Source organism: Halarchaeum acidiphilum MH1-52-1 (genome assembly GCF_000474235.1).
Classification (GTDB): Archaea; Halobacteriota; Halobacteria; order Halobacteriales; family Halobacteriaceae; genus Halarchaeum; species Halarchaeum acidiphilum.
Map to the genome: position 1 here is coordinate 1 of NZ_BATA01000006.1, position 14,880 is coordinate 14,880.

15 protein-coding genes, 1 tRNA gene and 1 pseudogene are annotated in these 14,880 nt (G+C 68.1%); 7 read left to right on the forward strand and 10 right to left on the reverse strand.

The window, feature by feature from the left end; translation table 11 throughout:
- Nucleotides 1-312: 312 nt before the first annotated feature.
- Together AOZ13_RS01990 and AOZ13_RS01995 are read right to left on the reverse strand one after the other, a co-directional pair.
- Complete coding sequence (locus AOZ13_RS01990; protein ID WP_021779669.1) at nt 313-1,284, reverse strand: ROK family protein; 972 nt, start codon at nt 1,282-1,284, stop codon at nt 313-315.
- A 258-nt stretch (nt 1,285-1,542) separates the two neighbouring features.
- A complete protein-coding gene (locus tag AOZ13_RS01995; RefSeq protein WP_020221084.1) occupies nt 1,543-1,995 on the reverse strand; it encodes a universal stress protein in 453 nt (150 codons plus the stop codon).
- A gap of 61 nt (nt 1,996-2,056) precedes the next feature.
- Here AOZ13_RS01995 and AOZ13_RS02000 point away from each other — a divergent pair, with 61 nt between their 5' ends.
- The 3 genes from AOZ13_RS02000 to AOZ13_RS02010 all read left to right on the forward strand — a co-directional run bounded on the left by AOZ13_RS02000 (nt 2,057) and on the right by AOZ13_RS02010 (nt 7,580).
- Nucleotides 2,057-2,797 (forward strand): SDR family NAD(P)-dependent oxidoreductase, encoded by a 741-nt coding sequence (locus AOZ13_RS02000; RefSeq protein ID WP_020221085.1) that lies wholly within the window; start codon nt 2,057-2,059, stop codon nt 2,795-2,797.
- A gap of 171 nt (nt 2,798-2,968) precedes the next feature.
- Entirely contained in the window at nt 2,969-5,920 is a 2,952-nt protein-coding gene (uvrA, locus tag AOZ13_RS02005; RefSeq protein WP_049933711.1) for an excinuclease ABC subunit UvrA, read from the forward strand.
- Nucleotides 5,921-6,482: 562 nt separating this feature from the next.
- Nucleotides 6,483-7,580, forward strand: coding sequence for a geranylgeranyl reductase family protein (locus tag AOZ13_RS02010; RefSeq protein WP_021779672.1), 1,098 nt, complete (start codon nt 6,483-6,485; stop codon nt 7,578-7,580).
- A gap of 24 nt (nt 7,581-7,604) precedes the next feature.
- Here AOZ13_RS02010 and ygfZ read toward each other — a convergent pair whose 3' ends face one another.
- Nucleotides 7,605-8,708, reverse strand: a complete 1,104-nt coding sequence (gene ygfZ / locus AOZ13_RS02015; protein ID WP_021779673.1) for a CAF17-like 4Fe-4S cluster assembly/insertion protein YgfZ — start codon at nt 8,706-8,708, stop codon at nt 7,605-7,607.
- Nucleotides 8,709-8,759: 51 nt separating this feature from the next.
- A complete protein-coding gene (locus tag AOZ13_RS02020) occupies nt 8,760-9,062 on the reverse strand; it encodes a DUF6432 family protein (RefSeq protein ID WP_020222724.1) in 303 nt (100 codons plus the stop codon).
- An 81-nt stretch (nt 9,063-9,143) separates the two neighbouring features.
- On the opposite strand from AOZ13_RS02020, the gene AOZ13_RS02025 reads away from it, so the two are divergent.
- A complete protein-coding gene (locus AOZ13_RS02025; RefSeq protein WP_021779674.1) occupies nt 9,144-10,124 on the forward strand; it encodes a DUF7093 family protein in 981 nt (326 codons plus the stop codon).
- Nucleotides 10,125-10,163: 39 nt separating this feature from the next.
- Nucleotides 10,164-10,559, forward strand: coding sequence for a DUF5611 family protein (locus tag AOZ13_RS02030; protein ID WP_020221548.1), 396 nt, complete (start codon nt 10,164-10,166; stop codon nt 10,557-10,559).
- A gap of 157 nt (nt 10,560-10,716) precedes the next feature.
- On the opposite strand, the gene AOZ13_RS02035 is transcribed toward AOZ13_RS02030, so the two are convergent.
- Nucleotides 10,717-11,070, reverse strand: a complete 354-nt coding sequence (locus AOZ13_RS02035; protein WP_020221549.1) for a cell division protein SepF — start codon at nt 11,068-11,070, stop codon at nt 10,717-10,719.
- Nucleotides 11,071-11,159: 89 nt separating this feature from the next.
- On the opposite strand from AOZ13_RS02035, the gene AOZ13_RS02040 reads away from it, so the two are divergent.
- A complete protein-coding gene (locus tag AOZ13_RS02040; protein WP_020221550.1) occupies nt 11,160-11,843 on the forward strand; it encodes a DUF1028 domain-containing protein in 684 nt (227 codons plus the stop codon).
- Nucleotide 11,844: 1 nt separating this feature from the next.
- On the opposite strand, the gene AOZ13_RS02045 is transcribed toward AOZ13_RS02040, so the two are convergent.
- From AOZ13_RS02045 to AOZ13_RS02055, 3 genes and pseudogenes are all read right to left on the reverse strand, one after another.
- A complete protein-coding gene (locus AOZ13_RS02045) occupies nt 11,845-12,036 on the reverse strand; it encodes a DUF7835 family putative zinc beta-ribbon protein (RefSeq protein WP_021779676.1) in 192 nt (63 codons plus the stop codon).
- Nucleotides 12,037-12,090: 54 nt separating this feature from the next.
- Complete coding sequence (locus tag AOZ13_RS02050) at nt 12,091-12,570, reverse strand: RNA-binding protein (RefSeq protein WP_020221552.1); 480 nt, start codon at nt 12,568-12,570, stop codon at nt 12,091-12,093.
- 85 nt (nt 12,571-12,655) lie between these two features.
- A pseudogene (locus AOZ13_RS02055) lies at nt 12,656-13,017 on the reverse strand (zinc ribbon domain-containing protein); the annotation flags it as partial.
- Between the two features lie 67 nt (nt 13,018-13,084).
- On the opposite strand from AOZ13_RS02055, the gene AOZ13_RS02060 reads away from it, so the two are divergent.
- Nucleotides 13,085-14,380 carry an RNB domain-containing ribonuclease gene (locus AOZ13_RS02060; RefSeq protein WP_021779677.1) on the forward strand — a complete coding sequence of 432 codons (1,296 nt, stop codon included), beginning with the start codon at nt 13,085-13,087 and terminating at the stop codon, nt 14,378-14,380.
- 51 nt (nt 14,381-14,431) lie between these two features.
- On the opposite strand, the gene AOZ13_RS02065 is transcribed toward AOZ13_RS02060, so the two are convergent.
- On the reverse strand, nt 14,432-14,662 hold the full coding sequence (locus tag AOZ13_RS02065) for a DUF7385 family protein (RefSeq protein WP_020221554.1): 231 nt from the start codon (nt 14,660-14,662) through the stop codon (nt 14,432-14,434).
- Between the two features lie 113 nt (nt 14,663-14,775).
- Nucleotides 14,776-14,847, reverse strand: a tRNA-Ala gene (locus tag AOZ13_RS02070).
- Between the last annotated feature and the right edge of the window lie 33 nt (nt 14,848-14,880).

The window sequence follows — 14,880 nt, forward strand, 5'->3', positions numbered from 1 at the left end:
CCAACGCACTCGGAGGATCGACAACCCGACAGCGAACGGGCGACGCGAGACGATGGCAACGCCATCTCCGCGAGAACTTACGACATCCGGTGTGTGGGGGCGTCCTTCCCACGTCGGAAGCCATCGACGGCAGACATCGTCACCCCTAGAGTTCAGGTGGCGGCGACACGCGAGAACTTACGACATTCGGTGTGTGAGTCCGAGAACAGACGACACGAGGTGTGGGGGATCCCACCAGCGTAGCGCACCTGCGGTCCGTCAGCGTACCTGCGTCTGTCAGCGTACCTGCGTCCGTCAACGCACCTGCGTCCGTCAACGCACCTGCGTCCGGTCGCCTGTGCCGCCGGTGAGCGCCGAGGCGACGGCGCCGTCGAGGACGACGTCGTCGCCGAGATTGGTGAGGCGGAGATCGGGGACGTTGTTGAACACGGAGCCGTCGAGGCGCTCGCGAACGGGGTCGAGGACGAGTTCGGGATTGTTGAGCGCGACGGCGCCACCGACGTAGACGACGAGCGGGGCGTAGGCCTGCGCGAGGTTCGTGATACCGAGGGTGTTCCAGTCGGCGAGGCGGCCGACGACGTGGTTCGCGAAGTCGTCGCTCTCGGCGTGCGCGAAGACGTCCGCCGCGTCGAACCCCTCGTCGTCGAGGGGGAGCGCGGTGTCGGGGTCGCGCTCGGCGGCGAGCTGGCGGGCGTACTCCGGGATGTTGTTTCCGGAGCAGTAGGCCTCCCAGTGTCCGTCGCGGCCGCACCCGCAGGTCCGCCGTCCGTCGGGATCGATCGCCATGTGGCCGACCTCGCCGGCGTTGCCGTCCCAGCCGGAGAGCACCTCGCCGTCGACGGCGACGCCGGCACCGATCCCCGAGGAGATGGTGAGGTACACCATGTCGTCCGGGTTCCGGTCACTGTGGAATCGCTCGCCGATGACGCCGGCGATCGTGTCGTTGTGGAGGTAGACCCGTTCGGAGCCGACGAGTTCGCGAACGGGACCGACGAGCGGGATGCGCCCGATACTCGACGGGAGGTTCGCGGGGTTGTCGATCGCGCCGTCGGCGAGATCGAGCGGCCCGATGCTGCCGATGCCGGCCGCCGAGACGTCGGTCGGATCGACGCCGGCGTCCGCGCACGCCGCACGGATCGCCGCGAGAACGGCCTCGGTGACGGCGATCCCGGACGGTCCCCGCGGGGTCGCGCGCCGATCGGTCCCGAGCACGACGGCTTCTTCGTCGGCCACCGCGGCGCGGAGGTTCGTCGCCCCGAGATCGACGCCCACGTAGTACGCCATCTGTCACGTAGTGGCCGCTCCGGCGACTTAACTACACAGATTTCGACGTGGTTCGGTGAGCCGGTCTCGATGTCGCCACGCACGAGCGGAAGACGGGGTGTGGAGAAGCGCGGCGTGAGGTGAGAGTCGAGGGAGCGAAATCTGAGGGAGCGAAAGCCGAGGCAGCGAGAGCAGAGGACGCAAGAGATCTGAGGAAGCGAAAGCCGAGGCAGCGAGAGCAGAGAACGCAAGCGAGAGGAGAGGAATCGAACGGACCGGCTACTCGTCGCCGCGGACGAACGTGACGGGACAGGGCGCGGAGAGCATGACCTCCTGTGCCGTCGAGCCGAAGACGGCCTTCCCGGTCGGCGAGCGCTTGCGGCCACCGACGATGACGAGATCGGCGTCCTCGTCCTCGGCGATTTCGACGATGCGCTGACCGTGGTTGCCGATCTCACCGCGGACGGTGTAGTCGACACCGGCGTCGTCGAGATCACCCGAGAGCTGTCGGATCGTCGCGTGACGCCGCGATACCTCGTCCGCGGAGACGTCGCGATCCCCCTCGACGCTGAGGTTCTCCAGCGTCGATTCGTACTCGTCCTCGGTGAAGACGTGCGCGAGGACGACGTCCGCGCCGGTCGGAACGACGATGTCCAGTAGATTCGATGCGAGCGCCTCGACGCGGTCGGCGTCTCCGGGACCGACCGCGAGCAGGACCTTCTCGATGGCCATACCGGCTCTATCCCGTGGCTCCCCCTTAAATTATATACCCGCGGCGGGCGATCGTCGGCGTATGTCGGAGACCGACTTGTCCGGCCGGACCGCTCTCGTCACCGGCAGCGCGAAGGGCGTCGGCCGCGGAATCGCGCTCTCGCTCGCCGACGCGGGCGCGAGCGTCGCCGTCCACTACCACGGGAGCGAGGTCGAAGCCGAAGCCACCGCGGCGGAGGCTCGCGAGCGCGGCGCGCCCGGCGCGAGCACCGTCCAAGCGGACGTCACCGACCCCGAGAGCGTCGATACGGCCTTCGCCGCCGCCGAGGACGACCTCGGGACGGTCGACGTCCTCGTGAACAACGTCGGGGACTTCCAGCCGACGCACTGGGCCGAGCAGTCGATCGCGGACTGGCGACGCGTCTACGAGACGAACCTCATCGGCACGATGTGCTGCGCGCGGCGCGCGCTCCCCGGCATGCGCGAGCAGGAGTGGGGCCGCATCGTCAACGTCGGCTACTCGTCGTCAGAGAAGGGTCTCGTCGCACCGAAGAACTTCCCCTACTTCGCCGCGAAGACCGGCGTCATCATGTTCACGCGGATGCTCGCCGCCGACACCCAGTCCGACGGCATCACGGTCAACGCCGTCTCGCCGTACGTCGTCGAGACCTCCGACGAGTTCCCCGCGGACGCCCCGCGCGGCCGGTGGGCGACGATCGACGACCTCGCGCAGGTCATCCGGTTCTTCTGCGACGAGGGGAGCGAGTACGTCTCCGGGGAGAACGTCGAAGTCGACGGCGGCTGGCTCCCCGAATCGGTATGATCGATCCCGGACGGGGTCGATGTGAGCGTCTTCTCGGCGTCACGAGCGGTGATTGACGGGCCGTGCCGCCGGTGGTGACGCGGTTAAGTGCGTTCGGCGCTAGGTTCTCTCACAACGAATGACATCGAGTCGATCCGCGAAGCGAGCGTCCGAGACGGTGAGTGCGAGCCGATGAGTGAGGAGTACATCACGGTCCGCGGCGCGGAGGAGCACAACCTGAAGGATCTCGACGTCGAGATCCCGCGCGAGGAGTTCACGGTCGTCACCGGTCTCTCGGGGTCTGGGAAGTCCTCCCTCGCCTTCGAGACCATCTACGCGGAGGGCCAGCGACGGTACATCGAGTCCCTCTCGGCGTACGCCCGGAACTTCCTCGGGCAGATGGACAAACCGCAGGTCGAGTCCGTCGAGGGTCTCTCGCCCGCGATCAGCATCGATCAGAAGAACGCGGCGAACAACCCCCGCTCGACGGTCGGCACCGTCACGGAACTCCACGACTACCTGCGCCTGCTCTACGCGCGCGTCGGGACCCCGCACTGTCCCGAATGCGGCCGCGAGGTCGGCGAGCAGTCCGCCCAGCAGATGGTCCGGCGCATCATGGAACTCCCGGAGGGGACGCGGGCGAAGCTCGCCGCGCCCGTCGTGCGCGACCAGAAGGGCGCCTTCGCCGAGCGCTTCGACGAGTTGCTCGCCGAGGGGTACGCCCGCGTCGAGGTCGACGGTGAGTCGTACGACCTCGCGACCGAAACCCCGGAACTCGACGAGAACTTCGACCACACGATCGACGTCGTCGTGGACCGCGTGAAAATCACGGAGGACGCGCGCTCGCGCATCACGGACTCCGTGGAGACGGCCTTGGAGGAGGCCGACGGCGTCCTGAAGGTCATCGTCCCGGACCCCGACGAGGGCGTCGAACTCGGCGGCGCGACGGCGCGCGCGACGGGCGACCTCGCCGACGACGCGGAGGACGAGCGCCTCGTCGTCGAGTTCTCCGAGGAACTCGCCTGCACGCACTGTGGCATCGATATCTCGGAGATAGAGACGCGCTCGTTCTCCTTTAACAGCCCGCACGGCGCGTGCCCGGAGTGTGAGGGTATCGGCGAGACGAAGGAGGTCAGCGAGGACCTCGTCGTGCAGGACGAATCACAGCCCATCAAGCACGTCTTCGAGCCGTGGAGCTACAATCGCTCCTACTACCGCAACCTCCTCGACAACGTCGCCGAGCACTTCGGCGTCAGCGTCGAGACGCCGTTCGAGGAGTTGGACGACGACGTGCGAGAAGCGTTCGTCTGGGGGACGGACGAGGAGGTCGTCTTCGAGAAGCAGACGAAGAACGGGGTGCGGCGTAAAACGGAGCGATTCGAGGGCGTCGTCCCGAACCTCGAACGCCGGTACGTCGAGACCGATTCGGACAGAGTGCGCGAGCACATCGAGGACTTCATGAGCGTCACGACGTGCCCGGCCTGCGACGGGACGCGCCTGAAGCCCGAATCCCGCGCCGTGCTCGTCGACGACACCTCGATCACCGCGGTGAACCGCATGAGCATCGCGGACGCCCTCGACCACTTCGAGGCCGTCGAGGGGAGTTTCACGGAGCGGGAGGCGAAGATCGCCGAGGAGATCCTGAAGGAGATCCGCGCGCGCCTCGGCTTCATGACGGAGGTGGGATTGGACTACCTCACGCTCGATCGCGAGGCCTCGACGCTCTCGGGCGGCGAGAACCAGCGCATTCGCCTCGCGACGCAGATCGGGAGCGGACTCGTCGGCGTCCTCTACGTCCTCGACGAGCCGAGTATCGGGCTGCATCAGCGCGACAACGACCGCCTGCTGAACACGCTCGAAGAACTCCGCGATCTCGGGAACACCCTGCTCGTCGTCGAGCACGACGAGGAGACGATGCGCCGCGCGGACGAAATCGTCGACATGGGTCCCGGGCCGGGCCGACACGGCGGCGAAGTCGTCGCGCAGGGTCCCTACGAGGACCTCATCGAGAGCGAGGAGTCGCTCACCGCGGACTACCTCGCGGGCCGCAAGCGGATTCCCGTCCCCGAGGACCGTCGCGACTGGGAGGACTCCCTGACGGTTCGCGGCGCGCGCCAGCACAACCTCAAGGACCTCGACGTCGACATTCCCGTGGGCGCATTTACGGCGATTACCGGCGTCTCCGGCTCCGGGAAGTCCACGCTGATGCACGACGTCCTCTACGAGGGTCTCGCGCGCGCGATGAACGACAACACGAGCGTCGAACCGGGCGAGCACGACGGCATCGAGGGCACCGAGCACATCGAGACGGTGCGCCTCATCGACCAGTCGCCCATCGGCCGGACGCCGCGCTCGAACCCCGCGACGTACACGGGCGTCTTCGACTACGTCCGCGAGAAGTTCGCGCAGACGAAGCTCGCCCAACAGCGCGGCTACGACAAGGGTCGCTTCTCGTTCAACGTGAAGGGCGGGCGCTGCGAGGAGTGCGGCGGGCAGGGAACCGTCAAAATCGAGATGAACTTCCTCAGCGACGTCCACGTCCCCTGCGAGGAGTGCGGCGGCGCGCGCTACAACGACGAGACGCTCGACGTCACCTACAAGGGCGCGACGATCGCGGACGTCCTCGACATGAGCGTCGAGGAGGCCCTCGACTTCTTCGAGGCGGACTCGCGCCTCGCGCGTCGCCTCCAACTGCTGAGCGACGTCGGTCTCGACTACATGCGCCTCGGACAGCCCTCGACGACCCTCTCGGGGGGCGAAGCCCAGCGCGTGAAGCTCGCCGAGGAACTCGGCAAGAAGGCCACGGGCGAGACGCTCTACCTGCTCGACGAACCCACGACGGGTCTCCACTCTGAGGACGAGCGCAAGCTCGTCGACGTCCTCCAGCGCCTCACGGACCGGGGGAACAGCGTGGTCGTCATCGAGCACGAACTCGACCTCGTGAAGAACGCCGACCACGTCATCGACCTCGGGCCGGAGGGCGGCGAGGCCGGCGGCGAGATCGTCGCGACCGGCACGCCCGAGGAACTCGCAGACGTCGAAGCGAGCTATACCGGGCGCTACCTCCGCGACAAACTCCCGAAGGTCGACGTCGAAGGCCCGCGGAGCGATCGGGAGAAGCCGGAGGCGCCCGCGCAGGACTAGCGTGGTCGCTACGCGACCACGATATCGCGAACGGGGAGCGATGCGATCCGTGAGCCGCGTCGGCGCGTAGCGATGCGATCCGTGAGCCGCGTCGGCGCGTAGCGACCACGAGGCGAGCGCCTCCACGAGTACGCGTACCGCGTACGCGTTCGAGAACGAGCGCGCGCAGGAGGCCCTCCGGCGTCGGGAGGTCGTCGCGAAGGAACTCGTCTACCGGCGGGAGACGGACGAGGGGCGCGCGACGGTCGTCCTCGTCGGGGGGACGCTCGGGCACTGAGGCGGACCACGACTCTCTTTTCGCTTCGGTCGCCGGCCGGTCACGCGATGTGCTCGCCGCAGACCGGACACCGGTACTCGTCGCCGCTCGCGTCGAGATCGGTTCGTTCCCCTGTCCATCCACAGACGGCACACTGCTCGTACCGGGGTTGGGACATCCGGTCGAACGTGGGGTCGTGAGCGGGAAAAAAGACGGGGAGGGACGCGACGGCTCGGGTTCGATGTGGATCCGCTCGCGAGCGGCGCTGACCGGGAGACCTATACCGCACTGTGCGATACTCCGGGTATGTACGACTTCGCGGTCGTCGGCGTCGGGCCGCCGGGCGCGCGCTTCGCCCGGCGGGCGGCCGAGCGAGGCCACGACGTCGTCGCGTTCGAGCGCGGCGAGATCGGCAAGCCGCTCGCCTGCTCGGGGCACGTCTCGCTCGACGTCTGGGAGTACGTCCCCGACGGGGCGCGCGAGCGCCTCCGCGAGAACGACGTCTACGGCGCGCGCTTCCACACGGGCGGACCCGGAAGCGACGCGCACGAGTTCTACGACCCGGACCGCCCGGTATCGAACGCGATCGACCGCGTCGAACTCGACAAGACGCTCGCACGCGCCGCCGCGGACGCGGGCGCGGACGTTCGCGACGGCCACACCGTCACGGCGGTCCGCGAGGGACCGTACGGCGTCGAACTCGACGTGCACAGCGCGGACGGCGACGAGACGGTTTCGGCGCGGATGGTCGCGGGATGCGACGGTCCGCGCTCGCGCGTCCGCGAGCAGTTGGCGCTCCCCGAGCCGGACGAGTTCCTCCACGGCGTGCTCGCGTTCGATCCCGAACCCGATCACGACGACTTCGTGGACGTCCACCTCACGGTCCCGGGGTTCTTCGCGTGGCGCATTCCGAGAGGTGACGCGGGCGTCGAGTACGGGCTCGCGGCGACGCCGGACGAGACGGGCGACGTCGCGGCGCGCTTCGACGAGTTCGTCGCGGATTACGGCGTCGCCGAGCGGATCGAACGCCGGTGTTCGGGACTCATCCCGATCGGCCCACCGGATCGCGTGACGGCGACGCGGGGGTTCCTCCTCGGCGACGCCGCCGGAATGACCAAGCCGTTCACCGGCGGCGGCATCCTCTACGGGATGACCGCGGCGGATATCGCCGCGGAGACGATCGACCCCGACGATCCGACCTCGCTCGACGCCTTCGAGGACGCGTGGCGCGACGAACTCGGGCGCGACATCGCGCTCGGCCACCTCGTGCGAAAGGGATACGACGCGCCGGAGGTCGTTCAGCGGGCGGGGATGCGGCTCTTCGAGGGCGAGATCGGCGTCCACATGGACCGGCCGAGCACGCTCTTCTCGCGCGAGCAGGTGAAGGCGCTGTTCGGGCGCTGACGGCGCCGCTCGCGCGACGCTGCGTCACTCGTAGCGCGGCGCCCGCTCCGAACGGTCGCTCCCGACGATGAACGGGAGATCGACGACGCCCGCGTCGCGCTCGCCGTCGCCGGTGACGAGCGTCGCGGCCTCGGCGTCGGTGTCGTATCCGACGAGCGCGAGAGCGATCGGCGCGCCGACGGCGCCCCCCCACGCGGCCCGCGTCGCCTCGCCGACGGTGCGCCCGTCGACGCGGACGTCGAGGAAATCGTCGATCGCGGGAACGGCATCGGCGTCGCCGTCGAGGCGGAGACCGACGAGGCGCTGCGAGGGTTGGCCCCTGTTCTCGACCTTCGAGACGATCTCCTGTCCGACGTAACAGCCCTTCTCGAAGTCGAGGGCGTTGCGGAGACCGAGGACGTTCGGGACGCGTCCGGTCATGTCGTCCGGGTAGAGCGGCGTGCCGGCCTCGAGAGTGAGCGCCTCCCAGACCCGCGTGCCGAACGGCGGGGCGTTCAGCCCGCGCGTGATGAGCGTCTCGAGGACGTCGCTCGCGGCGTCGGTGGTACAGACGATCTCGTAGCCCTCCTCGCCGGCCGTCGAGTCCGTCCGGATGACGGTGACGCCGTGATCGTAGATCTCGCCGCGGACGAACGAGAGCGGAGCGTCGGGCGCGCCGGACTGGTGGAGGATCGACGCGACCTTCTCGGTGGCCTCCGGGCCGTGGACGCCGAAGACGGCGAAGTCGTCGGTCGCCTCCGCGATCTCGACGTCCTCGATGAAGACGTTCTCGCGCCACTCGGCGGCGATCTCGGTCACCCGCTCCGGCGGCAGGAAGCAGAGGAGCCGATCGCCGGCCTCGTAGACGTACATGTCGGTGCGGATCGTAGCACCGGCGTCGAGGAGGAGGGCGTAGACGCCCTCGCCGTCCGATTCGGGGACGGCGTTCGTGACGACGTTATCGACGAATTCGCGCCGGTCGTCGCCCGTGACGACGAGTACGCCGTAGGCGTGTTCGGTGACGCCGACGGCGTTCCGGACGGCGCGTTGGGTGCGCACGGGGCGACCGAAGTGACGCGGGAGCGCGCGCTCGCCGCGTTCCTCGAAGACGGCGCCGTAGTCCTCGTGGATGTCCCTGACGACGGTCATGGATACGAGTGGGCGTGGAACGCGGTTAAAGCGTCCGTTCGCGGTACCGGCTCAAAGCCCAATCTGCTCGCGGAGCCACCCGACGAAGGACTGTTCGCCCTCGTCGACGCCCTCGGCGGGGTCGGGGACGACGCGGTCGGCGGGCTTGATGAGCGTGCGGTCCTCGCGGGATTCGGCGTCGATGAGTCCGTCGCGCTTCAAGTCCGCGAGCGCGTCCTCGAGCCCGTCGATGTCCGTATCGACGCGCGAGCGGAGTTCGAAGACGGTCATCCCCTCCCCCCGGCGGTCGACCAGCGCGTCCAACACCGCGACCTCGGTGTCGTCCCGCGAGCGGAACTCACGCTTCGCCTGCATACGCCACCGTACGGACCGCCGGCGTATAGCGGTGTCCCCGAGCGGTACGCTTTTCCCGGTGGATGGGGTATCACGCGTTCAATGGGTCTGAAGTGCTCCCTGCTCGGTCACGAGTACGGCGAGCCCGAGAGGGAACGCGACCGAGAGGAGCGGGGCGACGAGGTCGTCGAGTACGTCCGCACGGTCGAGCGCTGCGAGCGCTGCGGACACGAGCGCACCGTGAGCGAGAGCACCGAAGTCCGTTCCGTCCGGCAGGCCCCGTCGTCCGTGACGGACGAGCGTGACGCGGCGAGCGATGCCGCGGGCGACCGAGACGGTCTCGCCGCCGCGTTCGAGCGCGTCGAGAACGAGCGGGAAACGAGCGGCGAGCCGGCGCGGGTGTCCGAGCCGGCCGAACTCGTCGACGAGGCCGCGAACGCGGTCGCCGGGGCGTCGACGAGCGGTGAGAGCGCGAACGCGAACGCGACGGACGAGACCACGTCGGCCGAGACGGACGCGACCGTCGACGAGTTCGGCGACGAGCGCGCGGCCGACGAGGATGCGGAGTTGCTCACCGACGACACGAGTGCCGCGTCAGCGGAGGCGTCCGACGAGACGGCGGACGGATCCGAGGCAGAGGAGACGGCCGACGCGCCGGCGAGCGCGGACGTGAACGAGGAGGCGGAGGCAGCCGAGACGGACGATGCCGTCATCCTCACCGACGACGGCTCGGACCGGGAGCAGGAGCGCGAACGCGGCGCGTGGCCGTCGAGTGAGGACACGCGCGAGACCGAACGGACCGAACGGACCGAACGGACCGCGGCGACCGCCGCGACGAGCGACGGCGAGAGCACCGCGAGCGCCGGTGGCGCCGCGGGGGACGGGACGTCGGCGCGCGACGGGATCGCGAGCGCCGGCCCCATCGACGCCGGATCCGGAGAGCGCGATCGAGACGGCACCGGCGGACTCGTCTGCCCGGAGTGCGGGAAGCGAACGGGCGCCGGGGGATCGTCGCTGCGCGCCGGCGACATCTGTCCGGACTGCCATCGGGGCTACCTCGCGGAAGCGCCCGAGAGCGCGTGACGCGAAGGGGTTATACGAGTTCGCCCATTTCCGTGCCGTATGAAGGAGTACAAGATGCGACGCGGGGAGTATCTCGAAGAACGGGTCCCGGACATGGAGGCGACCGTCGAGGACTACTTCGGCGACATCTCCGGGACGGAGGAGTACAAGGGGAGCGACCTCTACGTCGTCGAGGACCCCGATAACCCCGTCTTCGAGCGAATCGTCGTGGGCGCGGTCTCGTACTCCGGGAAGAAGGACAAGCTCGCGGTCGAGTTCGAGGAACGTCCCGCCGCCGAAGTCATCGCCGACGGCCACGCCGACGCCGCCGAGGACGCGGTTTCCGCGAAGAACGAGTTCCTCCTCGAGGCGACGGGCCGCGACGCGAAGTCCCGCCGCGACTCCCTCAAGCGGAAGGTCGAGGACGAGGACGAGACCCCGGACGGGGTCTCGTAAGCCCCGCGGCGTAGGCGCGGAACGACGCGGAGACGCCCGCCGGCGTGTCCGAATAACGGATTTCTCACGTTCTGCTGTCTTCCGAACTCGATCGCGTTCGCACGACGGCGCGCGGATTCGCGGGGGGTGCGGGCGACGCCGCGACGTCGCCGACGGCTTAACGGTTGAGTTTCTGGCGACTGATGGCGATGCTGGAGGGGGCGATGATGAGTTGGTCGTCGCCCTTCTGAACGATGTCGCCGTCGACTTCGCGGGCGACCTGCCGGAGTTCCTCCGTGAAGTGCTCGGTCATCGAGTCCTCGGTACGGAGGCGGGTGATGTCCGCGACGACGATATCGCCATCGTAGACGGCGTCCTTGATCGCGATGAGGTCCTCCTGATTGTCGATCTCGGCGATGTGGACGGTCGTTCGGGCGTCGCTCGCTCCGGTGTCGAAGTCACCGAGGTCGAGTTCGACGTAGTCCTCGGTGCTGCTGCCGGAGCCACCGAGGATCTTCTGCATGAATCCCATGAGGGATAGAGTCACCGGCGCCGCATAGTTCTTGCGTCCACGAACCGCTGCCCTGACGTTTAGGAGGGGCGGGCGCCTCTGTGCGGACGATGACGTTCAGCATCTGCGTCCACGAGACGTACGCGGACGCGGCGGGTGAGCGCCACGAGCGCTTCGGGGTGGCGGTGACGACGCGCCTGCCCGCGGTCGGCTCGCTCTGCCCGTACGTCTCCGAGCACGGCGCCATCGCGACGCAGTCGATGGTCAACGAGCGTCTCGGGGCGGTCGGACTCGACCACGTCGCGGACGGCGTCGCCGTCGGCGACGCGCTGGAGGCGCTGTTGCGCGCGGACGACGGACGCTCGGAGCGACAGATCCACGGCGTCGACAGCGAGGGGACGTTCGCGTTCTCGGGCGCGGACTGTCACGGCTGGTACGGCGAGCGCGAGGGGGAGCACTACACGGTCGCGGGAAACCTGTTGACGGGCGCGTCCGTCGTGGATGCCGTCGCCGACTCGTACGAGTCGAGCGATCCCGACGATCCGCTCGCTCCGCGACTCATCGACGCGCTCGCGGCCGGGCAGGCGGAGGGCGGCGACAAGCGCGAGACGCTGACGGTGCAGTCGGCGGCGCTGACGGTGGTGACGACGGCGGCCGAGGAGGAATCGGGGGGATACGGGAACGACCTGCGAGTGGACGCCTCCGAGTCACCGGTGCGCGACCTCCGGGAGACCTATCGGGCGGCGACGGTGGAGTTCGCGCGGGCCGCGGAGGCGTACGAGCGCGGGGAGTGAGTCACAGTTGGCTGACACGGGTCGAGGTCTCCGCACCGCAGTCGCGACACACCGCGACGCGATGTGGCTCGCGCGATCCCGGATTGGCGCGACGGGCCGCGAGGAGGCTGATCGCCACCCGGTGCTCCGTGTCGCGTTCGCACGCGGGGCAGTACTCGACGTGCGCGTCGAGCGCGGACCGTCGGGAGGACATGTGCGATCGCTAAGGGTAGTTCGAACCCCATAAGCTTTCCCGCGCGCCGAGCGCTTAGGCGACGAAATCGAACAGTTCGTCGCCGACGTGGTGGAGCGACTCGACGACCTTTCCGGAGTCGCCGACCATCTCGTCGCCGTCGACGAGCGCGCGCCCGACGGCGAGCGCCTTGCCGTGCGTCTCCTCCGCGATCACGACGAGATCGCCCTCGTCGATGGAGTCGTCGGCCTCGGTGATTCCGGGCCGCATCACGTCCGCGCCGTCGCTCACGAACGAGACGGCGCCGGCGTCGACGGTGACGACGCCGCGCTCCGGAGGGTATTCGTTCGCGCCGCGAACGGTGAGGAACGGCTCGCCGTCGAAGTACGCCGCGAGCGGGTCGCCGTCGACGAGGACGACGTCTCGATCCGCGTCCTTGAACTCGACGAGCTCGTAGCTGTCCGCGTCGAGCGTGACGCCGAGCAGGTCGTCGAGGGCGTCGTTCAGCTCGCTGACGTCATCGCTCCGGAGATGGTGGCGGGACGAGACTTCCATAGTGGCATCACGGGGCGTTCGGCGCTTAAATCACCCGCTCGCGCACGCGGTACGGGCGACGGCGACACGCGTGAACTACCCCGCCCTACTCAGCGACTGGCGTCGCTTCCGTGAGGATGAGCCCTCCCGTTTCGACGACGCGACTTGCAGACACCATCGTGGCGTCCACAGCGGTCACAGTCTCCACGGGCGTGAATTCGGAGGTGAACCACTCCTAGTTTCGAGGGACCGCGAGAAAGAACGTTCAACGACGCATTCCACTCCCTCTCGAGTTCGAACCCACAACTCGGACACGAATGCTCACGCACCCACAGCGGCTTTCGCGTCTCCACGCCGCACGACGCGCATTCCTTGTTCGACATTCGCGCGTGGACCTCCGCGACCCGGCGACGGCGTGTCTCCCAAGTTGTTCGAGCCTTCTTGTTTGCGTGAGAGTGAGCGTTGCTCGCTCGTTGCGAGCGGGCTTGGCACCCTTACCGCCACTGCTAACTGACGGAGCGTTCTACTTCGGGGTATGTCGAACGACGCTACCACGGCGAGCGCCGACTTGGAGCCGGAAGGCCCCGTCCGCGTCCCCGCCGACCTCGCGCGCCAACTCGAGAACAAGCGCGAGGACCTCTTCGAGAAGTTCGAGATCCGCGACGCGTTCCCCGCCGAGGTCATGGCCGAAGCAGAAGAGCGCGTCGAGGACGTCCAAGCCGAGATCGAAGCCGAAGTCGACGATCGCGAGGACCTCCGAGATCTCACGACGTGGACGACCGACCCCGCGGACGCGCAGGACTTCGACGACGCGATCAGCATCGAGGAACGCGACGACGAGTACGTCCTCTGGGTCCACATCGCGGACGTCAGCCACTACGTCCACCCCGAAACGGAGATGTGGGAGGAGGCCATCGAGCGCGGGAACACCGTCTACCTGCCGGGCTACACCGTCCACATGCTCCCGCCCGTGCTCGCCGAAACCGTCTGCTCGCTCGTCCCGAACGAGGACCGCCTCGCGCACACGGTCGAGATGCACCTCGATAAGGAGACGCTCGGCTACGAGACCATCGACATCTACAAGTCCGTCATCGAGTCCGACGAGCGCCTCACCTACAAGCAGGCCGAGGAACGTCTCGACGACCCCGAGGCCCCGCTCCACGAGGAGTGCAATCTCGTCTTCGACGTCGCCGATCGGATGCACGAGCAGCGCAAGGAAGAGGGATCGCTCGTCCTCAACCCCCGTCGCGACCGCGCGCACACCATCATCGAGGAGTGCATGCTGAAGGCGAACAAGGCCGTCACGCACGAACTCATGTGGGATCGCGGCGTCGAGGCGGTATACCGCGTCCACCCTCAGCCCTCCCCGGACGAGTGGGACGACGCGCTCCGCGAGATTCAGGAGCTCGACGGCGTCTCCATCCCCGGCGACTCGTGGGACGACCCCCGGAAGGCCGTCAACGCCACCTTGGAGGAGGCGCCCGGTCGCCAGCTCGGCAAGATCCAGTGGGCCGTCATGAAAGTGATGCCGCGCGCGAAGTACATGAACGACCCCTTCGGCGGACACCACGCGCTCAACTTCGAGATCTACGGGCACTTCACGAGTCCCATCCGCCGAATGAGCGACCTCGTGAACCACTGGATCGTCTACCAGAACGACGTCCCCGAGAATCTCATCGAACTCTGCGACCACGCGAGCGACCGGCAGAAGGCCGGCGAGAACGCCGAGCGCGAATACGAGGACTTCCTCGAAGAGGTCGGACTCGACGCTGACGCCGTGAAGAACCGCGGCCTCGAAGCCGACGACGATCTGGAGGAGATCCAGTACTGACGCGAGAACGGGACCCGCGTCGCGGTCCGACGCGCGGGACTGCCCGCGGCTCTACTGGTGCGTGAACAAGAGGACGTTGCCGTCGTGCGTCGACACGCAGAGATCCATGACTTTCGAGAGTTCGAGGCTGTCGAACTCGTCGCGACAGACGACGAGGTCGTCGAACGGTTCCTCACACGCCGGACACGCGAGGCTGACCGTGTTCGTGTACGTCTTCACACCGCCGGCCTCCTCGTAGGGCGTCAGCGACGAGACGAGTTCGTTGTACGCAGCGTCGTCCATACCGGAGCGTCGGACTACACCGCCAAAGCTTTCGGGGTGTCTCGGCGGACATCGTCACGCCGAAACTCACGGCTCGGAGCGTCGATACGGAAACAGAACAGGACGAACGGGGATGGACTCGCTGGGATTTGAACCCAGGGCCTCTTCCTTGCGAAGGAAGCGATCTACCACTGATCTACGAGCCCGCGAGCGCATTTCTTCGTAGTCGACGGTCGTTA

What these genes read in the sequence shown, in the direction of transcription:
- AOZ13_RS01990 (WP_021779669.1), bottom strand. Translation starts at nt 1,284, where the DNA reads ATGGCGTACTACGTGGGCGTCGATCTCGGGGCGACGAACCTCCGCGCC.
- AOZ13_RS02050 (WP_020221552.1), bottom strand. Translation starts at nt 12,570, where the DNA reads ATGGAAGTCTCGTCCCGCCACCATCTCCGGAGCGATGACGTCAGCGAG.
- AOZ13_RS02065 (WP_020221554.1), bottom strand. Translation starts at nt 14,662, where the DNA reads ATGGACGACGCTGCGTACAACGAACTCGTCTCGTCGCTGACGCCCTAC.
- uvrA (WP_049933711.1), top strand. Translation starts at nt 2,969, where the DNA reads ATGAGTGAGGAGTACATCACGGTCCGCGGCGCGGAGGAGCACAACCTG.
- AOZ13_RS02010 (WP_021779672.1), top strand. Translation starts at nt 6,483, where the DNA reads ATGTACGACTTCGCGGTCGTCGGCGTCGGGCCGCCGGGCGCGCGCTTC.
- AOZ13_RS02040 (WP_020221550.1), top strand. Translation starts at nt 11,160, where the DNA reads ATGACGTTCAGCATCTGCGTCCACGAGACGTACGCGGACGCGGCGGGT.
- AOZ13_RS02035 (WP_020221549.1), bottom strand. Translation starts at nt 11,070, where the DNA reads ATGGGATTCATGCAGAAGATCCTCGGTGGCTCCGGCAGCAGCACCGAG.
- AOZ13_RS02030 (WP_020221548.1), top strand. Translation starts at nt 10,164, where the DNA reads ATGAAGGAGTACAAGATGCGACGCGGGGAGTATCTCGAAGAACGGGTC.
- ygfZ (WP_021779673.1), bottom strand. Translation starts at nt 8,708, where the DNA reads ATGACCGTCGTCAGGGACATCCACGAGGACTACGGCGCCGTCTTCGAG.
- AOZ13_RS02060 (WP_021779677.1), top strand. Translation starts at nt 13,085, where the DNA reads ATGTCGAACGACGCTACCACGGCGAGCGCCGACTTGGAGCCGGAAGGC.
- AOZ13_RS02020 (WP_020222724.1), bottom strand. Translation starts at nt 9,062, where the DNA reads ATGCAGGCGAAGCGTGAGTTCCGCTCGCGGGACGACACCGAGGTCGCG.
- AOZ13_RS02025 (WP_021779674.1), top strand. Translation starts at nt 9,144, where the DNA reads ATGGGTCTGAAGTGCTCCCTGCTCGGTCACGAGTACGGCGAGCCCGAG.
- AOZ13_RS01995 (WP_020221084.1), bottom strand. Translation starts at nt 1,995, where the DNA reads ATGGCCATCGAGAAGGTCCTGCTCGCGGTCGGTCCCGGAGACGCCGAC.
- AOZ13_RS02045 (WP_021779676.1), bottom strand. Translation starts at nt 12,036, where the DNA reads ATGTCCTCCCGACGGTCCGCGCTCGACGCGCACGTCGAGTACTGCCCC.
- AOZ13_RS02000 (WP_020221085.1), top strand. Translation starts at nt 2,057, where the DNA reads ATGTCGGAGACCGACTTGTCCGGCCGGACCGCTCTCGTCACCGGCAGC.